The sequence below is a fragment of the Phyllobacterium sp. YR531 genome (assembly GCF_000282595.1).
Lineage (GTDB): Bacteria > Pseudomonadota > Alphaproteobacteria > Rhizobiales > Rhizobiaceae > Phyllobacterium.
Map to the genome: position 1 here is coordinate 221,855 of NZ_AKIZ01000016.1, position 14,164 is coordinate 236,018.

At 52.0% G+C, this 14,164-nt stretch carries 17 protein-coding genes and 1 other RNA gene; 6 read left to right on the top strand and 12 right to left on the bottom strand.

What is annotated here, in order from left to right; all coding sequences use genetic code 11:
- Entirely contained in the window at positions 1 to 882 is an 882-nt protein-coding gene (gene miaA / locus PMI41_RS08190) for a tRNA (adenosine(37)-N6)-dimethylallyltransferase MiaA (RefSeq protein WP_008123646.1), read from the bottom strand.
- 27 nt (positions 883 to 909) lie between these two features.
- On the opposite strand from miaA, the gene serB reads away from it, so the two are divergent.
- Entirely contained in the window at positions 910 to 1,797 is an 888-nt protein-coding gene (gene serB, locus PMI41_RS08195) for a phosphoserine phosphatase SerB (protein WP_008123648.1), read from the top strand.
- 168 nt (positions 1,798 to 1,965) lie between these two features.
- Here serB and PMI41_RS08200 read toward each other — a convergent pair whose 3' ends face one another.
- The 8 genes from PMI41_RS08200 to PMI41_RS08235 all read right to left on the bottom strand — a co-directional run bounded on the left by PMI41_RS08200 (position 1,966) and on the right by PMI41_RS08235 (position 8,980).
- On the bottom strand, positions 1,966 to 3,516 hold the full coding sequence (locus PMI41_RS08200; RefSeq protein ID WP_008123650.1) for a DegQ family serine endoprotease: 1,551 nt from the start codon (positions 3,514 to 3,516) through the stop codon (positions 1,966 to 1,968).
- A gap of 293 nt (positions 3,517 to 3,809) precedes the next feature.
- A complete protein-coding gene (locus tag PMI41_RS08205; RefSeq protein ID WP_008123657.1) occupies positions 3,810 to 3,995 on the bottom strand; it encodes a DUF2065 family protein in 186 nt (61 codons plus the stop codon).
- A gap of 15 nt (positions 3,996 to 4,010) precedes the next feature.
- Complete coding sequence (locus tag PMI41_RS08210) at positions 4,011 to 4,955, bottom strand: protease modulator HflC (RefSeq protein ID WP_008123658.1); 945 nt, start codon at positions 4,953 to 4,955, stop codon at positions 4,011 to 4,013.
- On the bottom strand, positions 4,955 to 6,064 hold the full coding sequence (hflK, locus tag PMI41_RS08215) for an FtsH protease activity modulator HflK (protein WP_008123659.1): 1,110 nt from the start codon (positions 6,062 to 6,064) through the stop codon (positions 4,955 to 4,957). Before hflK ends, PMI41_RS08210 begins: the two co-directional genes overlap by 1 nt.
- A gap of 189 nt (positions 6,065 to 6,253) precedes the next feature.
- Positions 6,254 to 6,757, bottom strand: a complete 504-nt coding sequence (locus PMI41_RS08220; RefSeq protein WP_008123660.1) for a dihydrofolate reductase — start codon at positions 6,755 to 6,757, stop codon at positions 6,254 to 6,256.
- On the bottom strand, positions 6,754 to 7,740 hold the full coding sequence (locus PMI41_RS08225; RefSeq protein WP_008123661.1) for a DUF4424 domain-containing protein: 987 nt from the start codon (positions 7,738 to 7,740) through the stop codon (positions 6,754 to 6,756). The genes PMI41_RS08220 and PMI41_RS08225 overlap by 4 nt, the downstream gene beginning before the upstream one ends.
- A 19-nt stretch (positions 7,741 to 7,759) precedes the next feature.
- Complete coding sequence (locus PMI41_RS08230; protein ID WP_008123662.1) at positions 7,760 to 8,554, bottom strand: thymidylate synthase; 795 nt, start codon at positions 8,552 to 8,554, stop codon at positions 7,760 to 7,762.
- 114 nt (positions 8,555 to 8,668) lie between these two features.
- A complete protein-coding gene (locus tag PMI41_RS08235; protein ID WP_008123663.1) occupies positions 8,669 to 8,980 on the bottom strand; it encodes a DUF2853 family protein in 312 nt (103 codons plus the stop codon).
- 219 nt (positions 8,981 to 9,199) lie between these two features.
- Between PMI41_RS08235 and PMI41_RS08240 the strand changes: the two genes are divergently transcribed.
- Complete coding sequence (locus PMI41_RS08240) at positions 9,200 to 9,406, top strand: hypothetical protein (RefSeq protein WP_008123664.1); 207 nt, start codon at positions 9,200 to 9,202, stop codon at positions 9,404 to 9,406.
- Between the two features lie 36 nt (positions 9,407 to 9,442).
- On the opposite strand, the gene PMI41_RS08245 is transcribed toward PMI41_RS08240, so the two are convergent.
- The 3 genes from PMI41_RS08245 to PMI41_RS08255 all read right to left on the bottom strand — a co-directional run bounded on the left by PMI41_RS08245 (position 9,443) and on the right by PMI41_RS08255 (position 11,670).
- Positions 9,443 to 10,030 carry a hypothetical protein gene (locus tag PMI41_RS08245; protein WP_008123665.1) on the bottom strand — a complete coding sequence of 196 codons (588 nt, stop codon included), beginning with the start codon at positions 10,028 to 10,030 and terminating at the stop codon, positions 9,443 to 9,445.
- A 90-nt stretch (positions 10,031 to 10,120) separates the two neighbouring features.
- A complete protein-coding gene (locus PMI41_RS08250) occupies positions 10,121 to 10,759 on the bottom strand; it encodes an alpha/beta family hydrolase (RefSeq protein WP_008123666.1) in 639 nt (212 codons plus the stop codon).
- Positions 10,760 to 10,764: 5 nt separating this feature from the next.
- The gene (locus PMI41_RS08255) at positions 10,765 to 11,670 is read right to left on the bottom strand and encodes a S1C family serine protease (protein ID WP_008123668.1); all 906 of its coding nucleotides are present in this window, start codon (positions 11,668 to 11,670) and stop codon (positions 10,765 to 10,767) included.
- 201 nt (positions 11,671 to 11,871) lie between these two features.
- On the opposite strand from PMI41_RS08255, the gene PMI41_RS24200 reads away from it, so the two are divergent.
- The 4 genes from PMI41_RS24200 (at position 11,872) to PMI41_RS08270 (ending at position 14,128) form a co-directional block, all read left to right on the top strand.
- Entirely contained in the window at positions 11,872 to 12,678 is an 807-nt protein-coding gene (locus tag PMI41_RS24200; protein WP_157179340.1) for an ankyrin repeat domain-containing protein, read from the top strand.
- Positions 12,679 to 12,781: 103 nt separating this feature from the next.
- Positions 12,782 to 13,141, top strand: a transfer-messenger RNA (tmRNA) gene (ssrA, locus tag PMI41_RS24605).
- A 179-nt stretch (positions 13,142 to 13,320) separates the two neighbouring features.
- Positions 13,321 to 13,671, top strand: a complete 351-nt coding sequence (locus PMI41_RS08265) for a metalloregulator ArsR/SmtB family transcription factor (RefSeq protein ID WP_008123671.1) — start codon at positions 13,321 to 13,323, stop codon at positions 13,669 to 13,671.
- Positions 13,655 to 14,128 (top strand): SRPBCC domain-containing protein, encoded by a 474-nt coding sequence (locus PMI41_RS08270; RefSeq protein WP_008123673.1) that lies wholly within the window; start codon positions 13,655 to 13,657, stop codon positions 14,126 to 14,128. Before PMI41_RS08265 ends, PMI41_RS08270 begins: the two co-directional genes overlap by 17 nt.
- The last annotated feature ends 36 nt before the right edge of the window (positions 14,129 to 14,164 follow it).

Below are 14,164 nucleotides of genomic sequence, written 5' to 3' on the forward strand. Positions count from 1 at the left end.
TCAAGGACATGGTAATCTTTCCCAATCATCGCCAAGCTGATTGCGGAACCATGTCATCTGCCGCTTGGCATATTGCCGCGTTGCAATTGTCGCAAGCTCAGCGGCCTGTTCCGCTTTCAACCGCCCAGCCAATACTTCTGCAATTTCCTTGACACCGATCGCGCGCATGGCAGGCAGTTCATGCGAAAGACCAAGTGATAACAATGCATTGACCTCGTCGAGCGCACCTTCGTCCATCATCGTTTCAAACCGCGTTGCGATCCGTTTGCCAAGCCACTGCCGATCCGGTTCAATGACAATCTTTTTCGCGCCAGAGGAATCAACAAGAGCACGCCCCTTCTCCTTTTGCCACTCGACGATAGAGCGGCCCGAAACGTCAAAAACCTCGAGCGCACGTACAATCCGCTGGCTATCAGTGGGGCGCAACGATGCCGCGGCGAGAGGGTCTTTCTTCACAAGTAATTCGTGAAGTTTTTCCGCTCCCAGCTCGGCATCCTGCATTCGCCAAAAAGAACGAATATCGTCGGGAATTGCCGGCATGGTGGAAAGACCGCCAAGGAGAGCGCGAAAATAGAGCCCCGTACCGCCGGCAAAAATTAATGTCTTTTCAAAGAGTTCCGGGCTTTCCAGCACCTGTTCAACGTCATCAAACCAACGCCCGGTAGAATAGGCTATGGATGGCGCTACGTGCCCATAAAGATAGTGCGGCACCTGTTTCAATTCAACTTGGCCCGGTCGTGCAGTTAGGTGTTCCAGCACGCTATAAACCTGCATAGAATCCGTATTGATGATAACTCCGCCGGTTTCTTCGGCTAACCGAAGCGCCAGAGCCGACTTGCCGCTGGCCGTCGGTCCGGCTATCAGGATTATCTGTCTCGTCAAATCACTTCCCAAATGGAAATCGCCCCCATGCCTCTGATGGCTACACTTATTGCAAACCCTGCCGCGCCAAATCTGACACCATCGCTTGGGATTAAAGCCTCGGCAGCAGTCAATGCAACAGGTCTTTATTGGCTGGCTGATGGAGTTGCCTGCGATATAACGTTGAAAGATACCGACGATCTTAACGCGGCAAGGCACCTCATCGCACACGCAATTGATGGCGAACCTATTGATATTGTTATCCAAAATCAAGACAGCAGGCGAAAAAAGGTGCTGATTGCCGACATGGATTCCACCATGATCCAACAGGAATGCATCGACGAACTCGCCGAAGAAGCAGGGCTACGCGATAAAGTCGCCGCTATCACTGCAAGGGCGATGAATGGCGAAATTGACTTCGAACCAGCGCTTCGGGAACGTGTCGCCCTGCTCAAAGGCCTGCCCTATTCGGTCATTGATAAAGTCATCGCCAGCCGCATTACCTTGATGCCAGGTGGCCCAGAGCTGGTTCGGACAATGAAAAAACATGGAGCTTATACAGCACTGGTGTCCGGTGGTTTTACCGTGTTTACGCAGCGTATTGCGGAGATGATCGGGTTCAATGAAAACAGTGCCAACATATTGATAGATAACGGAGAAACGCTAACCGGCGAGGTTAAGGAACCCATTCTTGGCCGCGCTGCGAAAGTGGCTGCCTTGAGCAGTATTTGCGAACGTTTCGGCCTTACTCCCAATGAGGCAATGGCGGTTGGAGATGGCGCAAACGATCTCGGCATGCTGCAACTGGCGGGCACAGGGGTCGCACTCCACGCAAAACCTGTGGTAGCAGAACAGGCCAATGTACGTATCGATCACGGCGATCTGACTGCCCTGCTCTATATACAGGGCTACAGGAAGACAGATTTCGTTATCTGAACGAAACTCGCGTCGATACAACCATTTTTCACGCCTAGGTTGCAATTCTGCTAGCAAAATCGAAAGTTTTGCTAGCAGAATTGCTAATTTCTCTAGAATGCCGCGGCAAACTTCCGGAATTCAATCCGGAAGCGCTTTAATTTTCACCGCCAAACCGTTTTTTGGGTTTTAATCCATTTGCAGAGTTACAAATCGTAACTCACCAGTTTTCGACGCCAGCATGAGAAGCGCATTCTTGCGACCTTCATCCCGCAATTTTTCGATGCGCGCCGCAACGTCTTCCGGCGTGGAAACAGTTTCCTGCGCGATGTCGACGATTACATCTCCTGCTTGTATTCGCTTGTTACCTGCAACTGAGTCATCCTGAACTTCGGTCACAAGAACACCTTCAACCTCTTTGGAGATACCAAATGATTTGCGGGTATCTTCATCCAATGTGCCCAAGGTCATGCCCAGCACATCAACGCCCTGAATTGCGCCATCTTCATCCTGGTCGGCGTCAGCTGGTTTTTTGCTGGCCGCCTGCTCGCTGTCTTCAAGACGACCGAGCGTGACTTTCACGGTCTGCTCTTTGCCCTTGCGCACAACAACAACATCAACTTCCTTGCCAACCGGACTTTCGGCGACAACGCGCGGCAGATCCTTGACGGTAGCGACCTCTTTGCCATCGAAACGAATAATCACATCACCGGCCAGAATGGACCCGTTCGCTACAGGGCCACCATCAATGATACCTGCAACCAGCGCACCCTTGCTGGTTGTCATGCCGAGGCTCTCGGCAATATCGTCCGTCACGGGCTGGATGCGAACACCCAACCAACCGCGACGGGTCTCACCAAATTCGCGAAGCTGCGCAATCACCCCCGATGCAAGTTCGGCCGGGATAGCAAAGCCGATACCGATCGAGCCGCCGGTCGGCGAAATGATGGCGGTATTGATGCCAATAACCTGACCGTACATATCGAAAAGCGGGCCGCCGGAATTGCCACGATTGATCGCAGCATCGGTCTGGATGAAGTTGTCATATGGGCCGGAATTGATGTCGCGATTACGCGCCGAGACAATACCTACTGTCACGGTCCCACCGAAACCGAATGGATTACCGATTGCCATGACCCAATCGCCAATGCGCGTCTTTGAGGAATCACCGAATTTGACAGCAACAAGCTTATGCTTTTTCGGGTCCACCTTGAGAACGGCAAGATCAGTCTTGGTGTCCTTGCCGACCAATTCAGCTTTCAGCTTCGAGCCGTCGCTGAAGTTGACTTCAATTTCGTCAGCATCTGCGATGACATGATTATTGGTTACAATAATGCCTTCGACGGCATCAACGACAAAACCGGAACCAAGTGACTGCACTTGCCTTGATGGGTTGTTTTCACCCGGCTTCTGCTTGCCGAAATAATCATTGAAAAATTCCTGGAAGGGCGAGCCATCAGGAACTTTGGGCATGGGTATCGGACCGGAATCACCATCCTGTCCTTTGACAGTCTGCGAGGTGGAAATATTGACGACAGCGCCCAGCAAGCCTTCAGCCAGGTCAGCGACTGATGCTGGTCCTTGCGCCCTTGGCTGCGCACTGTTGGGAACTGCGGGTGCCTGCGTCTGGGCAATGGCCGAGGTAACAAGCGCCGGTGAAAATCCGGTAGCTGCCAAGGCGGTCAGTGCAATAGCGGCTGTGGCAGAACGAAGTGCGGTGCGAGCAGTGCTGGAAACCATGACAACAGGCCTTTTTCGGTAGGTCGGAATATTTCGAGCCAGCAGAACCACCACTATGGTCGAAAGTATGGCCGAGTAGAGCAAATTTTGTCTATATACATCCAATTCTGTTTCTCGGATGACAAGACGATCCTCGCGAAAGATAGCAAGATCGACGTTTATCCGTCGGACGAAGCTGCCTGACAAAGTGGTTGGCGGCGGTATATAGATAAAACTTGCTCTGGCATTTCAGCGTTTATTTTGCCAGAGTTCAACTCAATTTTTGCTGATTATGCGCGCATTCACAGAGGCTTTTATCCCCGGACAAGCCAGATAACAGCGACGCCAATCGCAACAGACGCAACACCTGCAACGCGCAAAAAACCATCAGGCTGCTCGCTGACATCGCGGGCAACCTTTTTGGCTACAATCGGGAAGCAGCCGTAGAGTAGCCCCTCGAAAACGAGGAACAACCCTACAGCATCTAGAAAATCAATCATGGAAAAATCCCGCCCCTATTGTGGGGCGGGTGTTGTTGCGGCAGGCGCTGGCGGTGTTGGGCCGCTGACCGGGGCCAATGCGCCACCGGCATCCTGGAAATAGCGGAAGAACTCGGAGTTAGGCGATAGCACCATCGTCGTTCCTGTGTTTTCCAAGGCAGTGCCATAGGCAGACATTGACCTGTAGAAGGCAAAGAAGTCCGGATCTTTCGAGAAGACATCCGCGAAAATACGGCTGCGTTCGCCTTCGCCCTGACCGCGAGCTATTTCCGATTCCTTGCGGGCTTCTGCAACGATTTCGACAACCTGACGATCGGCAATAGCCTTGATACGCTGTGCAGCTTCACGGCCACGCGCACGCAGGCGCTCCGCTTCAGCAAGACGCTCTGCACTCATACGCGCAAAGGTCTGCTGCGAAACTTCCTGTGTGAGGTCGGTACGGCGAATACGCACGTCCGTGATTTGTAATCCTAGTGACTCTGAGTCCGGACGCAGCTGTTCACGCACCTCACGCATCATACCCGCACGCTCATCAGACAGAGCAGCTTCGAAACCACGAAGACCGTAAACACCACGCAGGGCAGCATCAAGACGTGTACGCAGACGAGCCTCCGCCAAGGTTACGTCACCCGAAACGGTCTGACGGAACTTGCGGGGATCAGTAATGCGGTAAACGAGAAACGCGTCCACTTCGTAGAACTTGCCGCCCGAAACCTGAACACGGATGTTATCGAGTTCGAAGCTGAGAGCACGATTTTCGATCATCTGAACATTGTCAGCTTCAAGAAAGCCAAAAGGCATTTTAAAATAGATGCCCGGTTCAGATTCGACATCAACGATTTCACCAAATCGCAGCACGATTGCCTGCTGGCCAGCACGCACGACGAACACCGACGCGTAGATCAGAAGGGCAGCAAAAAGGACCACACCGACATAAATTGGGAGACGATTCTGGTTCATTATTGTGCTCCTCCGGTGGCTGGCTTCGCCTGCTTGTTCAGTTCCGGCAACGGCAGATAGGGAATAACGCCCTGCCCGTTCTGATCAACAATCACCTTGTTAGAGTCTTTCAGCACACGCTCCATGGTTTCAAGGAAAAGACGTTTACGGGTAACTTCCGGCGCCTTCACATATTCATCATAGACAGAGGTAAAGCGCTGGGCTTCACCGGCTGCTTCCTGAACGATACGGTTTTTATAGGCGGCGGCATCTTCACGGATCTGAGCGCCCTCACCACGAGCCTGACCAAGCTTCTGGTTGGAATACTGGTTCGATTCCTCGACAAAGCGGTCTTCGTCCTGCTCGGCACGTTGAACTTCGTCAAAAGCATCGGCAACTTCACGCGGCGGTGCCGCATCTTCAATTGACAGCGCATTAATGGCTACGCCTGCGCCGTAATCGTCCAGTGTCTTCTGGATAATGTTACGAACATCATTTGCGATGCCGGCTCGATTATCACGGAAAATATCCTGGGCAGGACTGCGACCGACGATTTCACGCATGGCGCTTTCGGAAACCTGCTGCACCAGATTCTCTGGATTTTCGACATTGAAAAGATAGGAAACGGGGTCGGAAACGCGATAAAGCACGGAGAACTGAACATCGACGATGTTCTGGTCGCCGGAAAGCATCAGGCCTTCCTTGGCACCACGTGTACCCTGTCCGCCAATGTTCTTCTGCTTTTCAACGATCTCGACCTTTTCATAGGATTCAATCGGCCAGAAGTGGAAATGCAAACCGGGTTCGGAAATATCCGGCTTCGGCTGACCAAAGCGCAACTCAACAGCACGCTCATCGGGCTGCACAGTATAAACGGACTGGAAAACCCAAAAGGCTACGACAGCAAGGCCGATCAGACCCCATATTGCAGGGCTGCCGCCACTACCGCCGGGAATTGCTTGCCGCAGGCGATCCTGACCGCGACGGAAAATATCTTCCAGATCGGGGGGCGTCTTGCCTCCGCCGCCGCCACCTTGCGGTTTTTGACCCCATGGGCCACCACCGCCGCCATTATTATCACCGCCGCCACCCCAAGGGCCGCCGCCACCGTTCTGATTACTCCAGGGCATTCCTACCTCTTAATTTGAACGAAAATCACCACCCTGTGGCTACCCCTCGCAAGTCCAATATCCCGTTTATAGGGATGGCGGGGTGCGCTTTCAACGCACACTGATGTTTTTCTCGGCCTTTTGGTGAAAAACCGAACAATTATCGTCAGTTATCACAATATTTTCATAATATGGGCGGTGAGAGCCGGATCAAGCACGCCGTTCGTAGACGACATAACGTGTCGGATAATTGTCTTTTTCTCCAGCAGGGAAATCTTCGCTGGATAATTCCGACCAGACTGCCGGATCGATATCGGGGAAATGCACATCGCCTTCAATGTTTGAAAGTACCCATGTGACATAGAGCCTGTCCGCACGGCCAATGCTCTGCCGGAAAATCTCACCGCCACCGATAATGCAAATTTCATTGACGTGATCTGCGCCAGCATGACTGCCGGCTATCAACAATGCTTCATCAACAGAACGAGCCGAAATCACGCCATCAACGTTAAACGCAGCATCGCGGGTGACGACGATATTGGTACGCCCCGGCAATGGCCTGCCAAGAGAATCCCAGGTCTTGCGGCCCATAATGATGGGCTTTCCCATAGTAATGGCCTTGAACCGTTTAAGGTCCGACGACAGGCGCCACGGCAGGTCATTGTCCCGGCCAATTACACCATTCTGTGCAATGGCAACCACAAAGCTGATCATTCAAACTTGTTCCTCTTCAACAGGAGTATTTCCAGATCGCGTTCCGGCCAGAAATCCTGCGCTGTCATCTCAAAGGTTGTCGGTCCGATCTTTTTCACGTTATCGCCGCAAAAGCTGATCAGATTGTCCGTATCGCCCTTATCGATAGTGAGCTTGAATTTCTTTATTGGTCCCGCCCAGTTGCCGCCCGTTGTGAGAATGTAAGATATCCAGTTCTCGTAAAGCGCGGTTCGCTCAGGTCCGGCCTTCTTGGCGATTTTCGCAACGCTCTGATTGAAGTTCTTGTCACGGCAATATTTCTGCGCGTGTTCAAAATTCGGCCCGTGGGTTCTATTATCATCAGGATCAAAATTCAGACTTACAGTGCCACCTACACTGGGTTTGTAGCGGTGAGAAACACGGACATCCTTGCCCGCAGGAAAATGTCCGACCCACCAATAGGTTGATTTCAGAACCCAAGCGGGCGCCAGAGCATATTCATCATTATCCTGAAGAATGCCGCGATTTTCCCACTCCTGTTTCAAACTTGAATCAAGATTTTCAACAGCCTGCCTAACTGACGGATTTTGCGGGGAAATCGGGATATTATTGGCAACAAGAACATCGGTTATATCGAGCCCTGCAACATAGCCGCGCTGTTGCAGTTCCGGCTTGATTGGCTTGCCATCGATTGTGACTGTGAAATCCAGAAAATTGTCTGACCCCATGTCCGGAATAGCAATGTCGGACATATAGACCGGCTGAAGCTCTGGCATCGGGAATGCAATTATATTCTCGACATCCGCATTTGAGGTGTTCCTGAAAACATAGTCGACGCGAATTTCATTTTCCGAAATGAACAGGTCTTCCTGTTCCATGGAGATGACCGAATTGCGGGTGTAAACCAGCCCGCCTGTTTCAACCGCTGCCGTTGTATCATTTGCCAGAACCGGCGATGACAGCAGCAATGCCGAGAGAGCAGCGAGACAGAACCGGGCAAGCATCTTACTTCTCCACGATGGCCTAGACTGCGATAGGCGCCTTGATACCCGGTTCGGCGACATAATCAACAAGACGGAAATCGTCATACTCGAAAGCAAAAAGGTCAGTCACCTCGGGATTGATCTGCATGACCGGCAGCGGCCCGGGCTTGCGCGTAAGCTGCAATCGCGCCTGTTCAAAATGGTTGGCGTAAAGATGCGCATCGCCAAGTGTGTGAACAAAATCACCGGGTTGCAGGCCGGTCACCTGCGCGATCATCATCGTCAGCAACGCATAGGAAGCGATGTTGAAAGGCACGCCGAGGAAAATATCGGCGGAGCGCTGGTAAAGTTGGCAGGACAGCTTGCCGTCAGAGACATAAAACTGAAACAGGCAATGACATGGCGGCAGTGCCATTTCATCAACCAGCGCAGGATTCCATGCCGAAACAATCAAACGTCTCGAATTTGGATTGGTGCGTATTGCATTCAACAATCCGGCAATCTGGTCGATATGTCCGCCATCCGGTGTCGGCCAGGAACGCCATTGATAGCCATAGACCGGGCCGAGATCACCATTCTCATCAGCCCATTCATCCCAGATCGTTACGCCCTTGTCCTGCAGATAAGCGACATTTGTGTCTCCATTCAGGAACCAAAGCAGCTCATGAATGATTGATTTGAGATGCAGCTTTTTCGTTGTGAGGAGAGGAAAACCAGCCGACAGATCAAACCGCATCTGATAGCCGAAAACCGAACGTGTACCCGTTCCAGTGCGGTCGCCGCGGTCGGTGCCGTTGTCGAGTACGTGCTGTAGAAGATCGAGATAGGTGCGCATTGCACTTCTTTAGCAGATTCTGGTGACGAAGCAGTAAAACTTGTGCGTGATCCACAGCGCTGAAAATAAAAAGCCCCGCTCCAGGCAGGGCTTCCTGTTTCAAAAATGGCGGGATCAGAGGCTGCCGAGCGCCCCAAGTGCCTTTGCGGTCAGATAATAGAATGTGACGCGGCTCTTTGTGCGGTCATCCTTCATCGTTGCACAGACCGATTGTATGGCAGCATCGGCTTTGTTTGCATCTGTCAGGCCAAGCTTCTTTTCCACCCAATTGGTGCGAACGCGCGCCAATTCTTCAGGGTCAGAGCAGGATACCAGCGATGAATCCCGGTTGCGCAAGGCAATTCCAAGATGTTTCACGATTTTTGCAACGACAGCTTCGTCCGCCGCAGCATCATAGTGACGGACATCGGTTAGATAATCACTCATGTAAAATCCCCCTGATTGTTAGGTTCAATGCTTGGCATTGCAACCTCCCGACAATGAAGACACAGCACAATGCATGAAATATGCTTGTCCAATGTCCACGCTAGAGCAATGAAACATTCCCCAGCATCACCCGCGAGTCAATCCAATCTTTGTTTTATGTTCGCCAGTCATGTAATGCCGACGAACACGAGGCGTAGTTACAATCTAGGAACATGAAACATGGACACTGTGGAGATTACAACACGAAGTGATTTTGCCCTATGGGCGATCGAACGTGCGCAGGAGATCGTTCGGTTGGAAGGATCAGCGCTGGCGCTGGCGGCGCGTGATATGGATGAGGCTGGCCTGAAAGAATCAGGCGCAGCACTTGGCAAGGCCATCGCCGATGCAATGCTGGAAGTCTTTGACGGCCTTGTGCCCGAATAATCCGGGCTTTCCGGCCGCCATCAGGAGCGGGCGTGGTCAGGCAGCTGATCTGCCCATTTCCAATTCGCGCGTGCGACCGATGCGTGTCATCAGCTCTTCAAACATTGTATCGCGCTTGAGCTGAAGTGCATAATGGCGATGCAACTCGGCAACAAGCCTGCCGCCGCGGCCTAGCTGTTCATCCGCATAACCGACCATAAGCGAGTTCGGCCATGCCTGCGGGCGAATCGTCCGCAGCCTCTCAAACAGACGCTCTTCCGTTTCTTCCGGGCTGGCCTGCGCCATCAGCATAAGCATTGCGGCTGTCGAGCGCGAAACGCCCATGTGGCAATGCACAAGCAGGTGTCCCTCGACCCGGTCCTTGGCCGATTGAACAAGACGTGATCCGAAATCCAGTATTTGCGTTACATGTTCGGGCTGAGGCAGGATACGTTCGGGCGCTGCATCAATAATGTCGTGGAATTGCAGGATGGTGCGATCATGCACGCCATAGGCCTGAAAGGCTTCCAGTTCCGGCCAGTCAGGGTCCAGAATGGAAAGTACATGGCTGACGCCGCGGGCGCTTTGATCTGGAAGCTCATCAATACCGCAAATTGTGAGCGTCGATATTTTCAATGTGTGCATGGTCTCGCCGCTTTTCCTGTGATTTTACGGCTGCTTATAGGACAACAATGTTCCCACCGCCACCACTGTATCGCCAGAACTCGAAACAGATTATCTGACGCCAACCGCCCATGTTGCGGCGCGGGCGGCCAAGGTTTTCAGATGATCAGCTACAAGGAAACCGGACACACTTTTACGCGGTCTGAAATCATGATCGCCATCCTCAAGCCAGAGAATTTCGACCTTGTCAGATAGCCTGTATCCCGCAACCTCGTCCTGATTACCAAACTGATCGCGGGTGCCCTGCACTATCAATGTCGGCGTCTTCATCTCTGCAAGATGCGCAGTTCGCAGTTGTGCCGGTTTACCGATCGGATGAAACGGATATCCCAGACACAAAAGCCCGGCGATTTTACCGGATGCATGAAGATCATCTGCAACCATGCTGGCGACGCGGCCACCCATCGACTTACCGCCTATAAACAATGGTCCTCGTGCAGCAAGTGCTTCAATCGCAGCGAGATATTCGGTAACGAGACTTTCGGCACGGGGCGGTGGCTTACGCCCGGCTGACGTTCGCCTGCCTGCCATGTAACTGAATTCAAAACGTGCGACCCGAAAGCCCGATGACGCCAGCGAATGTGCAAGCGCAGTCATTGACGCTGAATCCATCGGAGCACCGGCGCCGTGTGCCAGCAACACCACCTTGTCAGCATTGTCGTGGCCATCAAATAGAAAATCTGGTTTCATCAAACCTACTGCAAATGAGGCTTTCTGAGAAAGCTGTTACGATCAGCCGTTTTTATGCGCAACCATGCTTCACGTCCATTCCGTAGAACCCGCACGGGTATTTCTGATCCAGCCGGCCCACTCTTCCAGACCTTCCGATAAAAATCCGCCAAGCCATCGATCTCACCGCCCTGAATTTCGGAAATGATATCCCCTTCGCGCAAACCGGCCTGAGCGGCAGGGCCGATATCCGTTACGCTCATGACCATGACCTTGCCGTCGCTTTCTGCTGAGAAAGCTCCGAGCCACGGTCGCGGTTGCTTGTTGACTTTTCCCCGGGTGAGCAAATCATCGAGGATGGGCAGCAATATATTGATTGGAACAACCATGTTTATGTTGGCCCGATCGCCGTTCATCATCATTTGCAGATGCAAAGAGCCTATTCCAAGGAGTTTTCCTTCTGCATCAAACAGAGCGGCACCGCCCCAGGAAGGATGGGCGGGCGCAATGAAGATCGCTTCATCCAGCAGATACTCCCAATAACCGGCAAACTCCTGTTTTGCGACAATGTTTGACCGCACAGATTTTCCAAGCCCGTCAATCAAGGTTACAGGACTACCAACTGACGCTGCGTCCGCATCACCGAATTTCACTGGAGGAAGTTCAAGCGGAGCCATCGGCATGACAAGCCCAAACCCGGTTTCCTGATCGTAAGCGAGTGCATGTCCGGGCACCACATGCCCGTCATGGCGGGTCAGCCAAATCTCTTCGGCCTCTGTGATCAAATAACCTATGGTCAGCAGCAGGCCATCCTCGCGGATAACAACCCCGCTACCCTCTCTGATTGTCCCAAGTGCCGGCGCGGTAAAGGCGTCATCCGGGATTACGGAGCGAAGTGCTACAACGGATTGTGAAAGTGTATTTGTAATCATGGCATCCATCCAACTGCGAGGATATTCCCCCAATAGGTATGAAGTCGGTCCAGTAGGCACAAGGAGCAGACAAGTGTTTATGGGATAATCTCGTTGATATCAGGGGCTGAAAAACCACCTCCCATCAAAAAGTTTCAACCTTTCATACGCTGCTGTCACAAGAGTACTCTAAATCTGAGAATATTTGGCAACGGTGGAACAGTGAGAAGAAAAGCTATTTTATCAATTTCTTTGGTGATGTTTGGTTTTTCGGTCAGCGCTTTTGCTGACCCCGGCTATGACGCATATAGTACGGGAGATTATCAAACTGCCTTGAAATACTGGAAGCCGCTGGCGGAAAAGGATGACGCTTATTCGCAACTCAATATTGGTGTCCTGTACAGCAATGGCGAAGGGGTGGCGCAGGACAATGCAAAAGCGATCTACTGGTATCGCAGAGCCGCCGAAAATGGCGATCTCGAAGCCCAGCTTGTTTTAGGCGATATTTATCGGGATGGAGAAATCACCGAGAAAGATAATGCGGAAGCGGCAAAATGGTACGATATGGCAGCCAAGCAAGGGCACTCAGGTGCAAAATATCAGTTTAACCAACTTAGTTCCGACCCGTGTATACGACTGAGCCCAAACGACAATTATGCGGAAGGTTTTAAATCCACAATCTTTGCCAATACCGTTACGCAACATGACGTTAACAAGGTAAAGGCTATGCTTGCTTGCGGTGCCGATATCAACAGCGCGGACGCAGATGGCTACTTACCCATACATCTTGCGGCGACATCCAGCACAAGTGAGATAGTTGAACTGCTCCTTGCCAATGGTGCCAAAGTGAATGAGCGGAACGCTGCAACTGGTGAATCGCCCCTGCATCTTGCAGTTACCTACAATAAGGATTTGGCGGTTGTGAAAACACTGCTTGAACACGGAGCCGATAAAAATCAGACCAATGCGGCGGGATTAACCCCAATACAAAGCACTGAAGATCCTGGAATAACCGCACTGCTGAGATAGAGGCTCAATGGATTGCAAAACATTGCAATCCGGAAATTGTCATTCAGATCAAACCCGTAGCGCTCATGTATAAACTGCAATGAGCGCATTTAAAGCCAAGGCGGCTGTTGATTTCGAAACATCAAATGCTTATGTTCCCCCTGCCGTCGCAAGACGGCTATGGTGATAAACGGACGATGAAATAAGCCCATTGGACCCGGGGGCGGTACCCGGCGCCTCCACCACAATGCAGCAAACCAAGCGCTGCCTTGTGGCGGGGGCGAAATAGGATCGACAAGGGTGTAAAGATCGAACTTTTGCCCGGCATTGTACCACCGTTATCGGGCTAAATCTGTAGTTGCAAACGACAACTATGCGGAAGCACGTCTCGCTGCTTAATGCAGTGCGATAGCTTCAAATCAAGTCCTAGGGGTTCGCACTTCTAGGCGGGGTTCGGAGGTACCTGGCAACAGAAACCTCCACTTTCCCAAGCACAATCATAATACGATCTCTCGCTCCTCTTGTGAGGCGCGCTTTGCGCTATCAGCAGCATGCGCATCAGCGATGCTTTGCCCTTCACGTCCTTCAAATCAACACGCTTGACGACCTGTCCATTCAGGCGTATATAACCATTAAGTTAAATAACCGAATGGTTCTACAGCAATGCAAACTGATCGCCTCGACAACATATTTTCTGCACTGGCCGACCCTACCCGCCGTGCAATTCTTGCGCGGCTGTCATTGGGGACAATCTCGGTCACGGAACTGGCAGAACCCTTCAAAATGTCGGGCCCCGCCGTTTCAAAACACCTGAAGGTTCTGGAGCGTGCCGGTCTCGTCATTCGCGGACGGGAAGCCCAGTGGCGTCCGTGCAGCCTGAATGCTGCTCCGCTCAAGGAAGTTGAAAACTGGATCGAGCAGTACAAGCGCTTTTGGGAAAGCAGTTTCGATCGATTGGAAGAATACCTGCAAGAGTTGCAAGTGGAGGAACAGAACGATGGCTCAGAACAATAATGCCGAGATTGCAAATACCGCTGCAGGACGCGTGCTGACAATAAATCGCGTGTTCAATGCTCCGCGCCCTTTAGTCTATAAAGCGTTCACCGATCCAAAGCGGATGCTGCAATGGATGGGACCACGCGACTATCCTGCAAGTTTTGCAGAAGCCGATGTACGTCCCGGTGGCAAATGGCGCGCATGCCTCGACTCTGAAGCCAGCGGCGAAGAATTGTGGCATGGCGGCATCTATTATGAAGTTGTGCCGAACGAACGGCTCGTCTTCACATTTGCCTGGGATCAGGAAGATGGAAAAGCCGGTCGGGAGACCCTTGTTACCATCAATTTTGACGATCTGGACGGCAAGACCAGAATGCAATTCCAACAATCCGAATTTGAAACAGTTGACGATTGTGATGGTCATCGCATGGGTTGGAACAGCGCATTCGACAGGCTGGAAGAACTTCTCGCCTGAAACAAGCAAAGCATTCTCGATGAAGCAGACAGCAAC